We start from the raw sequence: 20,594 nt of genomic DNA, 5'->3' as shown, positions 1-20,594 counted from the left end.
GAGGGCTGCGGGAGCGGGCGATGATCTTGAGCCACGGGCGGACGGACGGCGAGTGTGCGGCGGGTGTGCAGCGGGTGTGCGGCGGGTGGTTCTCGGTGACAGAGGGGGCCGGGGGCGGAGGTGCACCGGGGGGGCGGAGGCGCCGGGGGCGGAGGCGCCGCCGACCGACGAACCGCACGAAGAGGTGAAGCGGGTGGCGGTCCACCTCGCCACCGCCCTCGCAAAGTCGGTCATGGCGGAGAACGCGAAGCTGAGCTCAGCTGCGCTGCGCTGACCCGGCGGGCCGAGTGTGTGCCGCCGCAGACGGCGCCACGCTTCAGACGGCGTAGCGCTTCAGGCAGCGTCGCGCCTCAGGCGGGGCCACGCAGGGCGGGCCGTCGCGTCACCGTCGGCGTGATGCCTGAGAGATCGCGTACGACGACGCTGTTGCGGTCGCGGACCGAGCGGCCGAGGGCGTACTGCGGCCACAGCCCCGCCGCGACGCGCCTGCTCCGCTCGCTCCACTCCCGCGCCGGGCCGCCGCTCGCCTTGTAGTAGTTGAGGGCGTACCCGCCCGTGTGGATCCGCAGCAGACAGAAACCACCGGGGTACTCCTTCACGGCGCCCACCTCCTGCAAGGTGACGTGCCGCGCCTGCGGCAGGACCGTGCGCTTGTTGCGGTGGGTGTGGCCCGCGTGGTGGAGGAAGACGCCGGGGGCGGCGGCGTACGCGTCGAGGATCGTCCGGGCTTGGCGGCGGTTGAGGCGTTGCCCGCTCGTCACGGGGAACGGTGAGTTGCGTACGGTCAGCGGGTGGTGCCCGAAGACCACGGTGGGCTGGTCCTTGTGCGCCCGCACATCGGCCCGGAACCAGGCGAGTTGCTCGTCGGAGAGCCCGCCGGACCCGGCCCCGTTCCCTCGCTTCTCGTACGTGTCGAGCCCGATGATCCGCAGGCCACCGAGGTCACGGGCGAAGTAGGCGGACTCGCCGCCCGGCCCGCCGTGGGCGGGAAAGGCGTCCAGGAAGGTGTCCCCGCGCCCTTCTTCCAGCCCTTGCTGATCTTGCGCCTCTTGCCGACCACGCCGGTCGTGATTCCCGCGCACGACGAAGTAGTCCTGCCCGTGCGTGCCGAACCCGTCCAGCAGGTGTCTGGCTTCGGTCAGGTCCCGCGGCGCCCCGCCGGCGGATATGTCTCCGGCGGCCAGCAGTTGGCGGGCCCCGCGCCGGTGCGCCTCCTCCACCAGGGCCCGGCCCATGATCTCCGGGTACGGGCCGAGGCCGAGGCGCTGGGAGATGCCGCGCATCAACGGGACGCCCGTCACGAGCCCGGCGGTGGTCTCGCCGAGGTGGAGGTCGTTGCAGAGGGCGATCGACAGCAGGTGGCGGCCGGGCGGGGGTTGGGGCGTGGTGAAGGAGTACGGACCGCCGTGGCTGCCGAATCCGTACAGGGAGGTCCCGACGGCGTTCCCCTTCACCAGGTGAAGCGGGGTGGGCGTGGCCGCCGATCCGTGGGAGCGGGCCTGGTAGTAGTACGTCTGGCCGGGTTCGAGGTCCGTCAGCTCCACGTGGTGGTGCGCGGTGTCGCGGCCCTCGGAGGCGGTCCGGTTCAGGTGGGCGGGGTGGGTGCCGTAGACGACCTCGCCCTCCGAACTCACACCGGTGTGCCAGGTGATGACCGCCCGGTCCTCGGTGAGGGTCACCAGTTCCAGATTGACGGCGGAGACGGCGTCAGGGGGACGGGTTGCGGAGCGGAGGGTTCGAAGGAGGGCGTGCGGGGCGGCGAGGCAGCATGGCATGCCTGTTTTGTGCCCAGGTGTGGTGAACGCGAACTTCTACGTCCCCCTACTGCTCCTGACCGTCGCCTGACGTGTCGGGGTAGGCGACGAAGGTGCCCTTGGCGGGAAGGGTGAGCACCAGTCCACGCTCGCGCAGTTCACGCGTCGCCCGGCGCGCGGTCAGGTGCGCGACCCCGTACTCCTCTGCCAGGTCACGCTCACCCGGCAGCCGCGCTCCTGGCGACAGTTCCCCGGAGCGGATGCGGGCCTCGATGTGGTCCGCCATCTGCATATAGACGTAAGCAATCTTCGTCGGGTCGATCGGCGACTGCCCTGACTCTGGTGTCATATCGAACAACGTACGACACCACTGAACTGCATGGCTCCTTGGAGCACGGCAAACCGCTATACACCTCCCAGTTGCACCCTGTACCGTGCCTGTCACATGAAACACCCCGGCGACGGCGCGACCCGTCCCGGGGCATGGCCAACGCTTAAAACTCAAGGAGCGTCAACGTGCCGGACCTTACTCTCCGCGCCCTCGCCTGGGTGCTGAACCTGTGCACCCCGCGCCCGCGAGGCCGTCACCGCCTCGGATCACTCCCACCACTCCGGTTCATCCCGGTCCCGCCGCCCCGCTTCAGCTCGGTGCGTGGCCGCCGCGCAGCGGAACAGGGCATTCACGGCGTGCCGGTGGCCGCCCGATGACGCGCGCCGCGGTGCGGATGTGCGCCCGCTGCCACCGCATGACGGCCAGGCCGGTACTGGTGCACGAGGTACACGCGGCAACGGGCCCGTGCTTCAACGTCTACGCGTGCCCGGAGTGCGCGGACCAGTATCCGCCGGTGACGGACGTACTGGAACCGGCCGGACCCCGCCGCCAAGGCGCCCGCCTCACGCTGCGGGTCTACACGGTGGACGGGCAGGGCACCGTGACCGGGGAGCGAAGCAGGGTGGAGATCCGGACGCGCGGAGGATCGGGCCCGCTGCCACCCCCACTGCCACAGACGTCGGCGTACCCACCCTGCAGATGCCCGCACTGCCGGACGCCGGAGCGTGGCGCGGCGCAGCAGAACTGAGGCACCTCGGGCCCTGGAGGCACGGGTGGGCTCATATCCGGGGGTGTATCCGGGTCCCCTGTGCACTCAGACACGATCGGGTCACTTACGCCGTCGCCTTGCCCCGATTCCTCCAGGTCCGACCGGCGGTAGAGGGAAGTTCGCGGTAGCGAAACTGTTTGCCCCACGGATACCGTCGTGGCTCTTGAATACGTCTAAATCTCACGGGGGTTCGCTGTGAAGCGCCGCACATTGCCCGTTGCCACCGCGCTCGCCGCGACCGCAGCTCTTCTGCTGACGGCGTGCGGCGGGGGCGAGGACGACAAGTCCAGCGACAACGACAAGATCGCGGGCGCCGACCAGGGCTCGAAGAAGCCGACGAAGTCGGCAGAGCCGACGGGCGCAGCCAAGGACAAGCCGGACGGCGTGGACGTGTCCCTGCCCAAGGACATGAACCTGGTCTTCGACTGGGACAAGCCGAAGGCGAAGAACGAGGCGGCGGCGATGGACGATGCCGCGAACTACATCCGCGCCATCTACCGAGGCATCGACAAACGCACAGCGAAGGACGCGGCCGTCACCACGTACTCCACTGGTGAGGGCCTGGCATACGCGAAGACACAGATCGACAGGAGGGTGGACGGTGACTGGACGGCCACCGGCACCCGGCGTCACTACCAGGCCACCACCCGGTCCACCACGAACGGCAACTCGGTAGAAGTCGCCTTCTGCGTAGATTCGAACAAGTTCTACAGCGTAGAGATCAAGACAGGGAAGGTCCTGAAGACCAAGCCCAGCATCGACGGCTTCGATTACTTCAAGATCATCATGGTCAAGTTCCCCACGGGTGACGGGCTGTGGCAGGCATCCAAGGTGCTCGTCGAGACGAAGGCGGCAAAGTGCCAGTGAACACACCACGGCGTACGCCCCTCACCGTCGGCACAGTTGTCCTCGCACTGACTCTCAGCACATTCGTTCTCGGAACACCGGCCGGCGCGACGGAGACACCGAGCAATGCCGGAAATACCAAAACGGATCAGAAAGGCGGCGGCAACGGCAAAGGCATCTACGCCGCCGCCAGCGTCCAGTACTCCGGAGCCGTGACCAAGAGCGGCGGCGCCGGAAACGTCGCCTCCGCCGACGTCAACTGGACGCCGCCGTCCTGCTGGTACGCCCCCTACATGGGCGCCAAGGACTTCAAGAAGAAGATGTCCGGCGACATCGACAAATGGCAGAACGATCCCGCCATCACGGGAACCGCGGGCTCGGCCATCGGTGAGATGCAACGCCACTACGAGGACGACTACGGCTGGACCGACACCCCCGGCTATAAGGACTACAACGTCGACAAGGACGGCGAGGGGATGTTCTGGGCCGGCGTCGAGAACCCGAACGAGCCGGACTACCTCAAGCGCACGTCGTGCAGCGAACTCCCCTTCTGGGTCGACAACGGCGAGGCCCCGCCCGCGCGGTACGAGCAGGCCATCACCCCGGAGATGCTGGCGGCCCTCGCCTACCAGCACATGGAATTGCCAGGCACCAAGGTGACACTGGCGCCCAAGGCGATCACGAAGGTGAACCTGCCTACCTGGGCATGGCTGGACGAGGCAGTATTCGAGGAGGTCCAGGCAACAGCCGCGATCAACGTGCCGGGGTTCGCCATCACCGCGACCACGACGGCGAAGCCGAAGTCGCTGACGCTCAGCCCAGGCACGGCGGACGCCACGACGATCCCCGCAAACGGCGGCTGCCCCATAGTCGACGGCAAGATCGGCGAGCCCTACGCCAAGGGCAAAGCGAAGCAGACCCCACCCTGCGGAATCACCTACCACCGCTCCTCAAACGGCGAAACAATCCCCCTCAAAGCAGCCCTCACCTGGGAAATAAGCTGGACAGGCACGGGCCAGGCAGGCGCGCAAGGCATGCCGGACGGCACGATCGAAGCGGTCCAGAACATCACGGTCGAGGAAATCCAGTCGGTCAACCGCTGACTTACGGGGGAGCGAAATGGCGGCGGACGACGCCAAGCCGAAGCAGGACAACCCCGAGCGGGAAAGACTGCAGAGGCTGAGGCGAGAGCTTGTGAAAGAACGGTCCGACCTTGTCGACGCCCTGAAGAGGGGGGCGGGGGACATCGGCAGGGGTGGCCGGGACTCCACGAAGTCATGGGTGGGCAAGACGGCCGACAAGTGGCACGGCGATGTCGTCGGCCACCGAAGGACCGTACGAGCCCGCATCGACAAGGTACTTACGGACATCCAGCGTGAGATCGACCGTATGCCGGAGAAGGTCACGCCCGAGGAAGCCGGCGCGATGAACCGCAACAGGCGAATGTACTGAAAGCGGCTGAAGGTCGGCAGCGGGTGCGCTGCGAACGGGGGACGGTGGGCATGGACAAGGATGACAACGCAAGTGGCGGGAGCGTCTTCTCGGGCATTGACCCAGACGCACTCAAGGGCACAATCGACTCCGTGCAACGGGACCAGGAGAAACTCCAGGACCGGGTGTCCTACTACAAGGCGGAACTCGCCTACTACGGCTTGGGCGCCGAGGAACTGCAGGACATCCTGCACGTGGCGAGCTGGGCCCGGGACGAACTGCCCATGCTGAAGAGGCGCTACCACCTGTCCATGAACATGGACAACGTTCCGTACACCGGCTTCAAGGGCATGGTGCAGATCAACGAGGCGAGGGTGACCCGAGCCGCCAACGCGGCGGCGGCCAGGGACGCCAAGCGCGCCACAAAACTCGCGAAGAAGGACCCCGAGGACCTTTCCCCGGAAGAACTCGACGAACTGAACACCCTCTTCGCCCTCAACCACGACCAGTACCCATTCGCCGAGAAGGTCGTAGGGGCTCTGGGAGCGCAGAAGACGCTGCAGCTCTGGTACGGGATCAGCAACTTGGGCAGCGCTCCGGGATACGGCCGCCCCTCGGAGTTCAAAAGCTCCGAAGCCCTCGTCGAGGTACAGAAGAACCTGAGCCTCACCGTTGCGGCGGCGACCAACTCCGATGCGCCGGCGATGGTGCGGTGGAAGAAGGACATGGTCGCGCTCGGCGACAACCCGATCGCGGAACCGGGCCCTCCCCCGTACGGCAGCTCGGGTGGCCCCAAAGGCTTCCTCGTCATGAGTAACCTCATGCGCTTCGGCGACTACGACGACAAGTTCCTCGAAAACTACGGAACAGCGCTGGTCAAGGAAGACAGGCAGGCTCTGGACGGCCCCGGCCCCGGCTGGGCAGCCACGGGCAGGCTCAACCACGTGGGCAACGACAAGGGCAACGACCCGCTCACGGGCTACATGAAGGCCCTGTCGAACAGCCCGGCCGCGGCAACGGTGTTCTTCACAGCAAAACAGAAGAACGAGGCTGGCAAGCCGGAATCGAACTTCAAGTACCTCTTCGAATCCCGAGAGTGGCCGAACGACAGCAGGCCGGGCGAGGAGAGCGTCACAGGCCGCAACTCATTGGGCCACGCACTAGAAGCAGCAATGACGGGCCACCGCCCGGGCGAGGAGGCGACAACAGAAAACGTAAAACACTCCCGGGCTCAAGCCGACTTGTTCTTGTCTTTGGTGAGATCGGTGTCCGAGGACCAGGACCTCCTGCTCAAGCACGAGTACTTGTCGGACAGTTTCGCGAACATCTCCGCCGAGTACATGCCTGATCTGCACCGGGCACTGACCGACGACAAGACTAACGGATACAAACTTTATCGGACCGCAAACGCTAAAATCGCCGCCAAGATCGATGAGCATGACGCTGTCCGCTTCCTGCACGCAGTAGCTCGCAATACAGAAGGGTACGACGCCCTGAACATCTCCCAGCATGCCTATTCGGCCACACTAATGGAGCAACAGAAGCAGCACCACAGCGTCCACGGCTACCCGCTGGACCTCGAAGGAAGCGTCAAGAGGATCACCTACGACACCGGCTTGTTCCAAGGCATTATTGGGCAAGGCAGGTACTTCGAGGCCAATGAGACCGGCGTTGCAGCGACTGCACGTGACAATGCATGGAAGGAAAATGCGAGCACGTGGGGAAGTTCGCTCGTAGGTAGCGCGACAGCCATCGCAACAACGTCTTTCACCGGCCCTGGCGGAGTCGTACTCGGCGGTTTGGCGGGAACGGCCGCAGATGAGGTTTTTACTGGCATTCTGGATGGGTTCGGCAACGACGGTGAAGAAAAGGAGACAGTTTACCAGAATGTAAAAGATATGGGTGACATCAAGGAATCCGCCCTACGGACGGCCCAGGAGACCACGAAGGCGGCCACAGGCTCCGAGGCTTATGAGTCCCTCGCGGGCGGCCGAGCCGGCGAGGGCTTCAAGAGCGCCAACGATCTGGTAGACGATTACCAGGCCGGGAACAGTCAGTACAAAGCGGAGGGGTGACTGGCCTTGAAGATGTCGAGCGCACGCAAATCCCTGAGAAGCCCTCTCGTTTACATTGCTATAACTGCGTCAGCGGCTGCCGCCCTGCTCGTCGCTTATCTGTTCGGAGCATTCGCAGAACGCGGGACTATTCAGGCAAATGACGTCTGCCAGAACGTACCCGATAGGCGGAAAGTGGTCAAAAAGCTAAATTCGTCACTCCCCTCAGCCGCCGATTATCGATTCGGCGAAAGACAAGTAGTGACACCGGACTCGTATTTTAAGAGTCGCTGCAATGTGTACGGAGACGAAGATGAATTGCTCCTCACCCTGGCCGCAGAAATGGGGTCTGCCAGGCCCTGGCAAGAGTGGGTTGAGGACGAAGTCCCTCGGACTTCAGGAGGCGACCGCACCAACTTCAACGCCGGCGTCAAAGGCGTCTCCAACGCGGAGGTAGCCGCAATCTGGGTCCCCTGCTACGCCAGCGAAAAAGGAAGCAAGCAGCCCTGGAACATGACCGTGTTCGCCCTGGTCCATCACCCCCTTGAGGCCTCGGACAAAGAAGCCCGCCAGACCCTCAAAGACCTGGCAACAGACTTCGCCCGCCAAGCCCACAAGGACGCGAAGTGCGACCTTCCGTCCAAGCTCCCGGGCTGAGAGGACCACCTACCACTACCGGGGAACGTCCAGACGTACGGCCCCCACCCTCCCCCGGTCAGCGCATCTCCACCGGCCCCACGACCAGCCGGGGCCAGGTACCAGGCGTCCATGCCGCCACCCACACCACCGCACTCGGCCAGAGCCAGGGCGAGCCCAGCGACGGGCACGACAGTTCGCGCCGCAGTCCTCGCGTGCCACGTGGCCACGCGGCCACGCGGCCACTATCGGTAGCTGCCCCCCCAGGGCTGGAAGTCCACGTTGCCGTGCGACGGAGCAAAGAGCGCTGCACCCGCACCGCTTCACAGCATCCACATGTGGCCCCAGACACGATCACAAGCACACCTCCTCAATTTGCCCTGATTCATCCGGATCCGCCCGACCGCGCAAGGAACTTCGCTGTAGCGAAACCGTTCGCCCCACGGATACCGTCATTGCTCTTGACTGCGTCTTTGTCTCACGGGGGTTCACGTTGAAGCGCCGCTCCTTGCCCGTTGCCGCCACGCTCGCCGCGACCGCAGTCCTACCGTCGTCCACCACCCGCGGCACCAGCGGCGACAGCGGCAAGTCCGGCGTCGGTGCCGCGGAAGCCGGTCGCCCCTCACTCGGTCACCCCACGCTCTGAAGAGAACCAGAAAAGGATCAACCAGTGGGCTTCAAGGGAATGAACGACGTCCAGGCGCCGAAACTGGCCGCCGCAGTCGACGTACTGGGAGGGACTCTTTCCATCCAGGGTGGCCTGATCAGCAACATCCTCGCGAAATGGGACGCGAAGGCGGAAGGCGTCTCCGACTTCCCCAAGAAGGCTTCCTGGGCGCAGGACGAGGCCAAGGACATCCGTCGTCGCCTGGGGCTGTCCCTGGACGACCCGGAGGCGGTTCTCACCTTCGCCGGTCTCGCCGGCGCATTGGAGACGTGGAAGGAGTTCAAGGAGGGCACCCTCAAGGACATCAAGACGCCCTTCAAGGTGCTCAAGATTCCCACCGCCATCGAAGCCTCGATGCACCTCTACCAGAGGTGGGCCCAGGGGCAGAACGTCGCGGGCGCACGCGCCGTATGGGAACTGAACAAGTACTTCGGGTCCCCCGCCGCCCGCACCGCCGCAAAGCGCGGCGAACTCCTCCAGGAGCTTCTCAAGGACCAGCGGATCCGCAACTGGTACAAGGAGCCCTGGAAGTGGCAGCAGGCGGTCCGGAACACCGCCATGCGCCTCAAGATCCCCTATGCCGCGAAGCTCTTCTCCAAGGCGCCCGGCACCGGCTTCCTCGCCACGCGTGTCTTTCTTCCGCTGGCGGTGGTGAGCGGCGTGAAGGAGATGTTCCTCCCCACACACGAAGGCGCCCAGGGCTGGGCCGACCGCGGCATGGGAGGCGTCCAGGCCGCGGGCGCCGTGGCCGTGCTGGGTGGCGCGGGCATGGCCACGGCCCTGGGAGCGTCCGCCGCCGTGGCCGCCGCGGTGCCCGTCGTGGGCTGGGTCGCTCTCGGCGTGGCCGGCGCCTACTTCCTGGGCAGTTGGGCCTGGGACAAATGGGGCGATGACATCAAGGACGGCGCCAAGCAGGCCTGGAACGCCACCAAGGAGTGGGGAAACGACATCAAGGACAAGGGTGCCGAGATCGTCGACGGCGCCAAGAGTGCCGTAACCAACCTGGTTCCCAACGCCATCCGCAAATACAGCTTCTGGTAAGCGAGCATCGGACTAACAGTCATGCAAAGCCCTGAAATCGACATGGACCTCCAGGAGTTCCGCGGAATCCTGGCCGAGGCGCTCTCCGAAGGAGGAACGCAACCTCTCCTACGGCTCACCGATGAAGAGATCGCCATCCTCGACCCCGATTCGTTGACCGAATGCGTCGCTCCCACGCCACGGATCACTCAGCTCTCCGGCCAGGAGCGCGAATGGGTCTATGCCACAGCGCTGCGTTCCCTCGTCTCGCGTGAGGCGGTCGAGGTCACCAATATCGACGAACTCGACGCCGTGCTGCGAGCGGCGTTCCCGAACTCCGGTTCCGACGGCGCCGACGCCGACTCCGGCGACGGCACGGACCCCGGTTCCGTCCCCTCCGGCGTGGACCTCGACATGCGCATCACCCCCGAGGTGAGCCTCGCCCTGACCCTGCGGCGGACCGCCGCCCGCGCACTGGCCGTCGAACAGCACACGTCGAGCGGCGTGACCCACATGCTGGTCTACATACATGCCGAGGATCTCTACCTCGTGGAGCGCGTGACGGGCGGCGGCCTGCACATGTTCACCCTCGCCAGTTCCGCCAAGGACGCTGCGGACATGGTGCAGCTCTTCATCGACCCCTTCGAGGTCGCCGACAAGGACGGCCGCGTCCAGCAGATCACTCCCGAGCAGATCAGCGACGACAACGTCGGCCGCGCTCTCGGCGAGGCCATCAACACCGCGCTCGTGGTCGGTCAGACGGTCCTTCTGGCCGACACCCCGGGCCCCCTCCTCACGACGTACGCGACCGACAAGGATCTGTGGACGGTGTACGTCGAGAAGCCGAACGCCCCGACCGGCATCGAGGCGCGTGCCGTCGGCAAGACATCACTGCACCGGGCGATCACCAAGCTGATCACTCCGGCCGTCTCCAGCTGAGGAAGGAAACATGTCCAGAGAGAGCGACTGCCGAGAGGACGTACGTCTCCTCAAGAAGTACGCGGACGAACTTGAGCGCTCGGTCGACAACGTCCAGAACCTCTGTGGCACCGACACCTGGAAGGGCCCCAAGAGCGAGCGGTTCCGCGGCGAGTGGTCCGGCCACAAGAAGCAGATCACCGACGCGGTGGCCAACGCCCGCGCCGCGATAGACAAAGCGCTCAAGCGCGTGGAGCAGGAAGAGGCGGACAAGAAGAAGACAGGGACCGGAAACTAGCGCCGTGGCCAACGCCAACCAGCAACGCACCCCCACTCACGTCTCGTCCCCCAGCCCGGTACGTCGGATCACCGCGGCGACCATCGACGCGCTCACCGCCCTGGTGTGCGGCCTCGCCGCCGGAGCCGCGATCGGCGTGAAGGTGGTCGACGGAGTCGTGGAACTCCGGCCGCAGTCACCCGCGGTGTGGGGTGCGGCGCTCGGTACGGCCCTGGGCCTCTCCTTCGTGAACCACGTCCTGCTCACCCTGGCGACCCGAGCCAGCCTGGGAAAGCTGGTGACGGGCCTGCGTGTGGTCCGGGCCCCGGACGGCGGTCGCCCCCGCTTCCTCCGCCTCATCGGCCGCTGGCTTTTCGGCTTCTACTGGACGGTCGTGTTCGTACCTATCCATCTGGCAACGGACAGCGACGTCGAACAACAGGACGCAGTGGGACTACGTATCGTGCGCCGGAAGGGCTGACCGAGGATCGCCAACGCTCTTGGCGTTCACATCACCGAACTGATCGGAACGAGATGCGTCACAGCCGAGCGATGGTCGCGGCATTGTCCATCGCGGCTCTCGCCTCCTGCACGAGCGAGAAGCCGCAGGACGGGGGTCAACCCTCCACAAGTCCCGTATGGATGAAGTTTGAAAATTCGTCCGACTTCGTGATGGGAGAGCCGGGGCCACTGGCTCTCGCGGTGGACAACAGCGAATCGGAACGAAGCAACGTCGACGTCAGCCTTTCCCTCAGCTTGGAGCACGCGCCCAAGGGTGACGTCGCCATTGAGTACCAGGACCTCGGATCTTCCCGCTGGAAGGATCTCCGCCTCTCGCCGAAGGCCACCGGCGGCAAAGAGGGCCTCACCGGCACGTTCCAGACCGCCCTGCCATCAGGTCGCAGCACCCTCAAACTTCGCCTGACTCCTGGGATGCGTCCTACGGACAGCGGTCAATCCATCGGCGTGACCGCCAGGATGAGCAAAGCACGCACGTCACTGGCCGTCGCCCGTAGCTCAGCACCGTTGACCAATTTTCAGGTCGAGGAGGATTCGGGGGCCGAGTACGTGCAGCGCGGAGGCGGTTGGTCCGAATATGACTTCTCGGTGAAGAACCACTCCGCGGTGGACTACCCGAGGATCCAGATCCTGGCTTTCCTGTGCGAAGAGGTCGAAGGCGACTGCCGAGCAGCCGAGTCGACCTCCGCCCTGTCCGTCCAGTGGAAGACAGCGGACGGCTGGAAGGACTTGGAGATTCCATCGCCCGGCCCCGCTCCGACCTCCGATGCCGTCCAGAGTCTGGAGGATGACGCGGCCCTCGTCTCCGACATCCCGCTGTCACGCGACGAAAGCAAGCCTCTGCATTTCCGGATCAAGGAAACCGGAGATCTTCGCGCGGGCTCATGGCAGGGGCAGATTCAACTCACGGCACGTCTCAAGGGAGCCAAATCCACCACTGCACTGAGCTCTGAAGGTATCGAATTCTACGTCAAATGACGTCCACCAGGGACACTGCGTCAGCCCGTCAGCCCGTCAGCCCGTCAGCCCGTCAGCCCGTCAGCCCATCAGCCCGCTACCTTGTCCAGCTTCTGAAACTGCTTTTCAATGATCTGCTTCGGCACCGCGACGAATTCATGTGCATACTGAGTTGCCGCAGAAATTCTGATCAGGGTCGCCCCTTCACGCATCACGACATATCGAATCTTCATTCCCGCCTGATACTCGAACAGGATATTGATCTCGTTGTCGGACGACGACTTGTCGGACGTGACCCGACGCACCTTGTTCGTCTGACCCGAGTACGTGAGATCGAATCCCGAAGAACAGGCTGATACAGCGGTCTTGAGGTCCTTCAATACATCCTCGGCTGCCGACCCCGACTCAGCACTTGTCAAAATGAGCTGGTAGCTCGCGTCCGGTTTCTCACTCTTGGTGATGCTCTGGCGTGCCGAGCGTTTGTCGTACGCCGAGATCTCGGGAGCAATGGCGAACGCCACAATGGGCTGACAAGCCTTCTTGTCCGCTCGTGCCGACTTGTCCGTCTTGGCACGTGATTCATCGAAGAACTTGTATCCCGGCACATCTCCCTGACTCAGCACCGCGCGGGAGATCTGCGACTTGCTCAGCGGTTCTGCCCCTGTTTCATCCCCGCACGCCGCGGCCCCGAACAACACAGCGGCAAGGGAAGTCAGCGCAACGGCTTTCCGACCAACAGCCGGTGCCATCCTGTCGGGCTTCCTTGCCTTTTCCTCGAACACACTGCCTCCGATTTTCGCCTCTACACCGAGAATTACTTGCTGTACATCACTAGCCGTTCTGGCCGGGCCAGTCCCAGGCATTGCGGCCGTCGGAAAACGGCGTGTACACCTTCTGGACCACGGCAGGGTCGCGCAGCCATTCGCCATAAGCCGTGCGCTGCGTGGGCGACATCTTCTCCGGATCCATCACGACTCCATCCTTCGTCAGGAAGTTTCGCGACGAGTCTCCCTTGATGTATTCCTTCGGGTTTCCGGTGTACGTCTCATGACTTCCGTCAACCTTCCACACGTCGACTTCCGGGATGTACCGCGCGTCGAATCCTCCATTCTTCTCGCGCAGGAGGTCGTTCGCCTGATCCTGGTAAGAGGTCTGCCAACTCGTGTCGATGGTCGCCTTTTTCACACCTGCGATCTGGTGCCGAAGCTCGGCCGGCGCATCAGCCGCGTCGACATGGACTCCCTCTTTGATCCACCCGGTGAGAATGTCCGAGCCCATCCCGTAGGCGGCGCCGATCGCGGCACCCTTGGCGCCCGCCATGCCCGCTCCGCCGGTGGCGCCCATGGCCACGCCGGTCACCTGGTCGATAAGGCCGTCGCGGAAAGCGTTGGTGTCCTCGACCCACTTGTCACGCTCGGCCCCCAACTGCTCCCCGACAGTGCGCATGTTCTCGTAGTAGAAGCGCTGCATCATCCCTTTCTGGGCCGAGATGTATCGCACCGAATCGCCCGTACGATCCTGGTTGATGTCGTTCTCCTGGGCGATCATCTTCTGGTTGTAACCCTGGAAAAGGGCTCCGATGATGCCCGCTCCCTTGGGGTCGCGGCCGGCTTCCACCGTCAACGCCCCCCACATGTCCTGGGAAAGCTCCAGCCCCGCACGCTTCTTGTCCTGACCGGCGAAGTAGGACTTGTCCGTCCACGCCTTGCCGCCGCTCCACAGATCATTGCTCACAGGTGATGTCACACTGTGCTCGACGTCTTTCCAGTAAGAGGTCATGATGCTCGTGTAAAGGGCGGACGTACCGTCGATCGGATGTACGCCCTTCATATCGCCCTTGCTGTGCTGATAGTTCTCGTAGATCAGGCGTGCGGCGTTCTTCTCCGCCAGGGCCGGGTTGTCCTTCCGCAGCGTCACACTTCCTGCCTGCAGGATGTTCAGGAAGGCCACTCCGCGCTCTTTTGGTTCATCGACTTTCCAGGGGCCGGTGGTGTAAAGCATCGACTGGACGCCGTCAGCATTGTGGTCCATCCACTCGCCGGAAGCTTCCGAGTTCCGCGAGATGGCGTCGAACAGCTGCTCATAGCCGTCCTTCCCCCATTCCCCTTCACCGATTCCACTGTTCCCGAGGAACTGGTTCTCGTTGGTCTTGGCGTCCTTCTGGAACACACGGTCCCCGAACGCCACCAGGAAGTCTTTGTCGTGCGATCCACCACGGAGCAGCGGAGTCAGGCGGTCCGGCCGGAATCCGAAGTGCTCGTCCACAGCCGAATCGTCGAACCACTTGTTCCACGCCCGCTGCTTCTCCTTGGGCGTCTTCCCCTCGAAGGCCACCTTCGTGTACGTGCCGAAGGTGTCGGCGATAGTTTTACGGTCCTTCTCCCGCTGAGCCGCGTCGTCCTTGTAGACATCACTGTTTCGGTCCCCCATCTCCTGGGACATCCACAGCAGATTCCGTGAACCGAGCACGTCGTAGAAGGACTTCACATAATCGGCATCCGATTTGTTCGCACGCAGGTCGGCGAACATTTCGGGAGTGATGTCCTCCCCGTTCTCCAGCTTTTCCTTGAACTCATCACCCAGCTTCTTCCCGTTCGCCACCGACTGCTTCGTCTGGCCGACCATGCTTTCCTTGATCCGCACCATTCCCTTGTAGCCGTGGCCGTACTTCTCGTCCTCGGCGATGGAGAGGTGGTGTCGGCGTCTGAGCATGGGGAGCTGGTTCTCGGACCAGCCGGCGATGGCGAGCAGCTCGGTCAGCGGTTCCGTTCCGACGCCGTACCGCTCGAAGCTCGACTTGATCCACGTCGCGCTGGACTTCAGCTTCTCCTGGTCCTTCTGCAGCGACTGGATCGTCTTGGCCAGCTGATCCGGGTCGATGCCGGAGAAACCGTCCTCATCGCCTGCCATGGAAATGTCCCCCCGTTTGGTTCAGTTGCTTAAGTTGTTTCAGTTTCTTCAATTGCTTCAGATTGTCCGGTGGCGGCATCGGTCCGCGCCGTCAGCGCAGGTCCAGCCGCATCATCTTCGCCTCGGACACGGTCACCTTCTCCGGCAAGGAGTCGATCCTCCGTTGCACCGCCGGGATCAGCTTGTCGATCTCCCTGATCATGCGGCCGCGGTTGCCCTCGATTTCGTCGTGCCATTTGTTGGCCGTCTTGCCGACCCAGGATTTCTTTTTGTCCCCAACATCCTGAGATGCCGTTTTAAGGCATTTTTTGAGCTCTTTGACCTCCTCGACGAGATTGCTCTTCAACGCCTCCAGTTGGGTTCGATAAGGGTTATCGACCTTCGGCTGCTCGTTCGTATCCCCCACGTGCGCCTCCAGTGCGGCATCAAGTTGCAGTTCGGAAATATTTGTCGCCTACAGGGAACCAACAATAAGGAGCTTGCAGCACCGCAAGCAAGGAGCCTTGAGCCGATGACGTGGCTACACCCATTGCGATAGCATCGGGTCCGGCGGACGGAAGGTTCGTCTGGCTATCGATACACGGGGAGGCAGTCATGACGCTAAAGGGCGCAGATACCACACGACTCCGGAGTCTTTCCACCACCTTCAAGACTCAGCACGGCAACCTCGACGACCTGATCCGTGCCATCTCCACGGGCACGAGTCACAGTGAGGAGTTCTGGAAGGGCGGCCGAGCCAACCGATTCCGGGAGGAATGGGACAAGCTGAAGCCGCAGCTGCAGAACTTTGTCACGTCGCTCGAGAATGCCCGCAAGGAGACCAGCGACGCCGCCCAGGCGAACGACACCATCAACGACTAGGTGAGCGACGGTCGTTGATGACGGGGAGTCGACCCCGCATCAGGCACACGCATTCGGGCCGGGCAACCTACGAGTTGCCCGGCCCGAATGCGTTCGCCGTCGTCCATATCCGCGGCAACAAGCGAGAATGACGCCGCTAGCCCGGCAGCACCGCCTGCGCCGGCATGGCCTCCCCGCTCTGGACGAAGAGTCCGCGGCCGGTCGGGCCGCCGCCGCTGTTCGACGAGACGCGGATATTGAACATCTCGCCGTCCGCCGTGCCCTGCGGCGAGAGCAGCAGGCCGTTGCGCGAACGCCGTGCCTGCACCACGGAACCGCGGTACTGCGAGGACAGCGTGTCGACCGCGCCCGCCATGATCAGCCCCAGGCCCCCGTCCATACCGCGGCGCAGTTCCTCCTCGAGCGCCTCGTCGAGCGGGGTGTCGTAGATCAGCTCGGCGTCGTCGACGAGGATGACGTACGGCCCCCGCGCGCTGCTCGTCAGCGCGGTGAGTTCGTCCGCCGAGCCCTCGCTGTCGAGCGAACCGAGGACACCCGGCTCGGCGGCCAGGTCCCGCAGGGGTGAACGCCTCGGCGTGATCAGGACGACCTCGGTGCCGCGGCTCAGCAGGGACATCGCCGCCACCACCAGGGTGCTTGAACGTCCCGACTTCGGCGGTCCCGAGATGACGAAGCCGGGCCCCGCCTCCTCCAGGTCCATGCCGAGCGGCGACAGTTCGTCCCCGCCGGCCGCGAAGAGGGCCCACAGGTCCGACGGCGGCACGAAGTCGGGCTGCAGCGCCATGGCCTCCGAGGCCTTGATCCGCGCGGGCAGCACGTCGACCCGGATGGGCCGCTGGTGCGGGGCCGGACGGGCCCAGGTCTGCGCCGCCAGCCGGGCGATCTCCTGCAGCGCCGCCACCTGCGCCTGGCCGCTCGGGTTCTCCGCGAGCAGCGCGATCTGGCTCTCCTGCACCCCGTCGTCGGTCCCCTTGAGGGCCCTGCCGGACGGCACCTCCTTGGGTACGTCCTTCGGCGTGATCCCCGCGAACGAGTAGTCCTGCGGGTCGGCGAGCCGCAGCACGAGCCGCTCGGCGAAGGAGCTGGAGATCTCTCCCATGAGGCCGCTCCGGTCGGTGGCGAGGACCACCTTGACCCCGACGGCGGCACCCTCGCGGAACAGCCGCTTCGCCGCCTCGACGAGACGCCCGTAGTCGAAGTTCTCGAAGGCCAGGCGGAAGGCGTCCCACCCGTCGATCAGCACGACCATCCAGGGCAGCCGGTCCTCGGGCGCCGCGGCGGCACGCTGCTCGGCCGCGCTCGACTGGCCCTTCTCCGCGAGGAACATCTGTCGTCGCGTGACCTCGTCGAGAAGACGTCCCAGCAGCCGGTCGACACGGGCCGTCTGGTCCCGGGTGACGACCGCACCGCAGTGCGGGAGGCTGGTCAGCGGGAGCAGCGCGTTGGCCCCGCAGTCGATTCCGTAGATGTGGACGTCGCTCGGTGCGCAGTTCTGCGCGAGGGCCCCCGCGATGGTCCGCAGAGCGGTCGACCGCCCGGAGCGCGGGCCGCCCGCGATCATCAGATGCTCGCCGTCGGCCAGGTCGAGCGCGAGGGCCGCGCGGGCCTGCTGGGCCGGCAGGTCGGTGAGCCCGAAGGCCACGGGGCGGACCGTGTCGGCGCCGGGTCCGGCCTCGGGCAGTGCGGGCAGCTCGGAGTTCAGGACCTGCGCGGGGATCGGCGGCAGCCACGGGCTGCGGGGCTGCGCGCAGCCGAGTTGCTGCGCCCCCGCGCCGATGGCCTCCACCAGCACGGCCAGGTCCGTGACCATCGTGCCGTCGTCGCCGTCCGCCTGGGCGGCTCGCGGCGGCGGATGCCCGTAGGCCACCCAGTCCAGGAAGTTCAGGGTGACCTGGGGTGCCGTGTCGTGGCCGGGCCGCCGTCCACCGATACGCGCGGACTGCACACCGATGAGTGACTGGGCGCCGGACCGTACGTAGCAGCGGCCCGGTGTCGCCTTCGAGATGTTGCCCGAGTCGGGGGCGTCGATGACGTCGCGCGACTCCTCCCCGTTGGTGACGCGCAGCGCGATACGAAGGTTGGTGTTGGCCCGGATGTCCTGGCTGACCACACCCGCCGGGCGCTGGGTGGCCAGCAGGAGGTGCACGCCCAGCGACCGGCCACGCCTCGCGATGTCCACCAGACCGGCGATGAAGTCGGGCAGCTCCGCGACCAGCGAGGCGAACTCGTCGATGACCAGCATGAGCCGCGGCATGGGCTCGAGGTCGGGCCGCAGCCTGCGGGCGTCGTTGTAGTCCTCGATGTCCTTGGTCTCGGCGTGGAAGAGGATCTCCTCCCGGCGCCGGAGCTCAGCGGCGAGCGAGGCGAGCGCGCGCTCCGTCAGATGGGCGTCGAGGTCGCTCACCATGCCGACGGTGTGCGGCAGCCGCGCGCAGTCCTGGAAGGCGCTGCCGCCCTTGTAGTCGATCAGTACGAAGTTGAGGGCGTCCGGGGTGTTGCCCACGGCCAGCGAGGCGATGATGGTCTGCAGCAGCTCCGACTTACCGGCGCCGGTCGTGCCGGCGATCAGAGCGTGCGGTCCGTCCCGCCGGATGTCCAGGACGAAGGGTCCGTCGGCGGCCAGTCCGATCGGTGCGGCTGTCGTCGCCCCGCCGCGCTGCCAGATCCTCGCGATGTCGGCGCCGGTGGGGTTGGGCATCTCCAGCAGATCGAGCAGGCGGGCCGCGGTGGGCAGCGCGCTGTCGGCGTCGTCACGGCTCACGTCCACCACGGGCGCCAGAGCGCGGGCCGTTCGTTCGCACCAGGCGATGGAGACCTGGTCCGCCAGTACGTCGCCGGCGGCCTCGTACCCGTACCCGCGAAGGTGAACCCTGGTGGCCGACTCCAGGGTCCAGCAGATCGCTGTGCGGCACTCCTCCGGCAGAAGGCGTTCGTCCTCGTCCACGCAGAGCGCGAAGATCCCGTGGGCCGGCCCCTCCTGGAGCAGCTGGGGCACACCGGGCACCCTGCGCAGCAGCCGGGCGCCGTCGAGGACGAGCAGTACCTGTGCGTCGGGACGGAGCGCGTTGAGGCCGCCGTTCTCCTTGGCGACCGCCTGCCGTCTGGTGAGTTCGGCGAGGAGTTCGGTGACCCTGCGCGAGATGGACTCGGCGTCGGTGCCCATCAGGGCGACGCAGTTCTGGCCCTGCTGCGGGCTCGTGTGCGGCAGCCACTGCGCCCAGCTCCAGTTCTGCTCCGCGTCGGCCGCCGAGGAGAGCACCACCAGGGAGAGGTCGCGGGGGCTGTGCAGCACGGCCGCCTGGGCGGTCATCCAGCGGGCGCTGGCCACCGCCCGCGCCCTGTCCCCCGCGATGCCGACCACTCCGAGCTCCGCGAACGGCAGGGTCAGCGGCACGTTGGTGACCACCGGAGGTTCAGGGTCCTCCGCGTCAGAGCTTGCGTTGCGGGCGTTGGCGACGTCGATCTCGGCCCGGAGGTCGCTGAAGCCGACCCGCAGGTGCATCGCGTCCGGGTCGGTGATCCGCCGCTCCCACAGGCGCCGCCGCGGGCCGGTGGCGAACAGCAGGAGCTGGCCCGGATCCGGGTAGGCCTCGCGCCTGCGGCGCTGGTCGAGCTCGCTCAGCCGCTCGACCTCGGCCTCGTGCTCGGCCTTGGCCTGCCGGTACTCCTTCATGGCCGCCCGGTACTTCTTCTTGCCGTGGCGCCGGTCGCTGACCCACTGGCCGAAGATCATGAGGGGCGACAGAAGGCAGAACAGCAGCATGTAGATCATCTTGGTGACGAAGTACATGCCCACCCCGAAGAAGAGGGGGAGGATCGCCGAGATGAGCTGGAACCGCTGCGCCTCGTCCTTCTTCGGCGGTGCGGGGACGACAAGTCGCGGGTTGGCCCGGGGCGAGGTCAGGCGCGGAGGGCGGTTGTAGGCGAGACCGCCCGCTCCCGCCGGGGAGAGGTGGGCGTCGGGCTCGCCGACCTCGGAGAGGCTGAACAGCGATTCGCCGGACTTCAGCAGGACACCGGGCTGCCACTCCCGCGGAGCGGACACCGGCTCGTCGTCCAGGAACAGTTCGGCGCCGTCGTACGGAGCGATCTCCACCCGGCCCTTGACGTCGACGCTCACGCGCGCCGCCAGCTGTGCCAGGTAGGGGTCCTCGACGGAGAGCGTGGCGGTGGGTGCGGAGCCGATCGTGCTGACCCCGGCGGAAAGCCGCGCCACTCGGCCGGCCCCGGCGCCTCCGCTGACCGTGACCTCGTACCTGCCGATGGGTTCGCCGTTGACCATGAACGGGCCGACGGACGGGTCGGTGGTGAGGCGCACGCCGTCCCGCAGCGCGCCCCCGATCCTCGCCTCCGGATCGCAGAGCCTGCCGTCCACCCACAGGCCGGCCGCGGCGGCGGGCCGCTGCCACGAGGGGGCTTGGCCGGGCAGGGGTGTCACCACCCCTTGAGCCGCGAACGACGCGGGGCCGCCCCGCACCCGGAGCCGCTCCACCGCCGCGGCGACTTCGGCCGCGGTCGTACCGTCGTCGACGTTGATGACCGCGTCCTGCGGTGCGGCTCCTTCCCGGACCACGGTCGCCCGCACTCTCATCGGGACGTGTCCCCTCCCCTTGGGATCCTGCAGGTCAAGATCTGAAAATACGC

At 65.8% G+C, this 20,594-nt stretch carries 17 protein-coding genes; 11 read left to right on the top strand and 6 right to left on the bottom strand.

Annotation, left to right across the window (positions count from 1 at the left end; genetic code table 11):
- Positions 1-350: 350 nt before the first annotated feature.
- Together K3769_RS25180 and K3769_RS25175 are read right to left on the bottom strand one after the other, a co-directional pair.
- Complete coding sequence (locus K3769_RS25180) at positions 351-1,775, bottom strand: purple acid phosphatase family protein (protein ID WP_267028599.1); 1,425 nt, start codon at positions 1,773-1,775, stop codon at positions 351-353.
- Positions 1,776-1,821: 46 nt separating this feature from the next.
- Complete coding sequence (locus tag K3769_RS25175) at positions 1,822-2,103, bottom strand: winged helix-turn-helix domain-containing protein (protein ID WP_267028598.1); 282 nt, start codon at positions 2,101-2,103, stop codon at positions 1,822-1,824.
- A gap of 946 nt (positions 2,104-3,049) precedes the next feature.
- On the opposite strand from K3769_RS25175, the gene K3769_RS25170 reads away from it, so the two are divergent.
- From K3769_RS25170 to K3769_RS25125, 10 genes are all read left to right on the top strand, one after another.
- Positions 3,050-3,721: a hypothetical protein gene (locus K3769_RS25170; RefSeq protein WP_267028597.1), complete on the top strand. Its 672-nt coding sequence runs from the start codon at positions 3,050-3,052 to the stop codon at positions 3,719-3,721.
- The gene (locus K3769_RS25165; protein WP_372515168.1) at positions 3,718-4,803 is read left to right on the top strand and encodes a hypothetical protein; all 1,086 of its coding nucleotides are present in this window, start codon (positions 3,718-3,720) and stop codon (positions 4,801-4,803) included. Before K3769_RS25170 ends, K3769_RS25165 begins: the two co-directional genes overlap by 4 nt.
- A gap of 16 nt (positions 4,804-4,819) precedes the next feature.
- Entirely contained in the window at positions 4,820-5,152 is a 333-nt protein-coding gene (locus K3769_RS25160; RefSeq protein WP_267028595.1) for a hypothetical protein, read from the top strand.
- Between the two features lie 50 nt (positions 5,153-5,202).
- Complete coding sequence (locus K3769_RS25155; protein ID WP_267028594.1) at positions 5,203-7,206, top strand: hypothetical protein; 2,004 nt, start codon at positions 5,203-5,205, stop codon at positions 7,204-7,206.
- A gap of 12 nt (positions 7,207-7,218) precedes the next feature.
- Positions 7,219-7,842: a hypothetical protein gene (locus K3769_RS25150; RefSeq protein WP_267031534.1), complete on the top strand. Its 624-nt coding sequence runs from the start codon at positions 7,219-7,221 to the stop codon at positions 7,840-7,842.
- A 649-nt stretch (positions 7,843-8,491) separates the two neighbouring features.
- Positions 8,492-9,529 (top strand): hypothetical protein, encoded by a 1,038-nt coding sequence (locus K3769_RS25145; protein WP_267028593.1) that lies wholly within the window; start codon positions 8,492-8,494, stop codon positions 9,527-9,529.
- A 21-nt stretch (positions 9,530-9,550) separates the two neighbouring features.
- Entirely contained in the window at positions 9,551-10,447 is an 897-nt protein-coding gene (locus K3769_RS25140; RefSeq protein ID WP_267028592.1) for a hypothetical protein, read from the top strand.
- A 10-nt stretch (positions 10,448-10,457) separates the two neighbouring features.
- Entirely contained in the window at positions 10,458-10,724 is a 267-nt protein-coding gene (locus K3769_RS25135) for a hypothetical protein (RefSeq protein ID WP_267028591.1), read from the top strand.
- Positions 10,725-10,728: 4 nt separating this feature from the next.
- Positions 10,729-11,184: an RDD family protein gene (locus K3769_RS25130; protein WP_267028590.1), complete on the top strand. Its 456-nt coding sequence runs from the start codon at positions 10,729-10,731 to the stop codon at positions 11,182-11,184.
- A 71-nt stretch (positions 11,185-11,255) separates the two neighbouring features.
- Positions 11,256-12,200 (top strand): hypothetical protein, encoded by a 945-nt coding sequence (locus K3769_RS25125; protein WP_267028589.1) that lies wholly within the window; start codon positions 11,256-11,258, stop codon positions 12,198-12,200.
- A gap of 68 nt (positions 12,201-12,268) precedes the next feature.
- On the opposite strand, the gene K3769_RS25120 is transcribed toward K3769_RS25125, so the two are convergent.
- From K3769_RS25120 to K3769_RS25110, 3 genes are all read right to left on the bottom strand, one after another.
- Entirely contained in the window at positions 12,269-12,928 is a 660-nt protein-coding gene (locus tag K3769_RS25120; RefSeq protein WP_267028588.1) for a hypothetical protein, read from the bottom strand.
- An 82-nt stretch (positions 12,929-13,010) separates the two neighbouring features.
- Entirely contained in the window at positions 13,011-15,089 is a 2,079-nt protein-coding gene (locus K3769_RS25115; protein ID WP_267028587.1) for a hypothetical protein, read from the bottom strand.
- A 91-nt stretch (positions 15,090-15,180) separates the two neighbouring features.
- On the bottom strand, positions 15,181-15,495 hold the full coding sequence (locus K3769_RS25110; RefSeq protein ID WP_267028586.1) for a hypothetical protein: 315 nt from the start codon (positions 15,493-15,495) through the stop codon (positions 15,181-15,183).
- A 188-nt stretch (positions 15,496-15,683) separates the two neighbouring features.
- On the opposite strand from K3769_RS25110, the gene K3769_RS25105 reads away from it, so the two are divergent.
- Entirely contained in the window at positions 15,684-15,950 is a 267-nt protein-coding gene (locus K3769_RS25105; RefSeq protein WP_107020882.1) for a WXG100 family type VII secretion target, read from the top strand.
- Between the two features lie 136 nt (positions 15,951-16,086).
- Here K3769_RS25105 and K3769_RS25100 read toward each other — a convergent pair whose 3' ends face one another.
- A complete protein-coding gene (locus K3769_RS25100; protein WP_267028585.1) occupies positions 16,087-20,541 on the bottom strand; it encodes a type VII secretion EssC family protein in 4,455 nt (1,484 codons plus the stop codon).
- Positions 20,542-20,594 lie beyond the last annotated feature (53 nt).

Origin of the sequence: Streptomyces ortus (genome assembly GCF_026341275.1) — a bacterium.
Classification (GTDB): domain Bacteria; phylum Actinomycetota; class Actinomycetes; order Streptomycetales; family Streptomycetaceae; genus Streptomyces; species Streptomyces ortus.
Note: the sequence above shows the minus strand (reverse complement) of the source record. Positions and strands in the feature narration are given on the sequence as shown.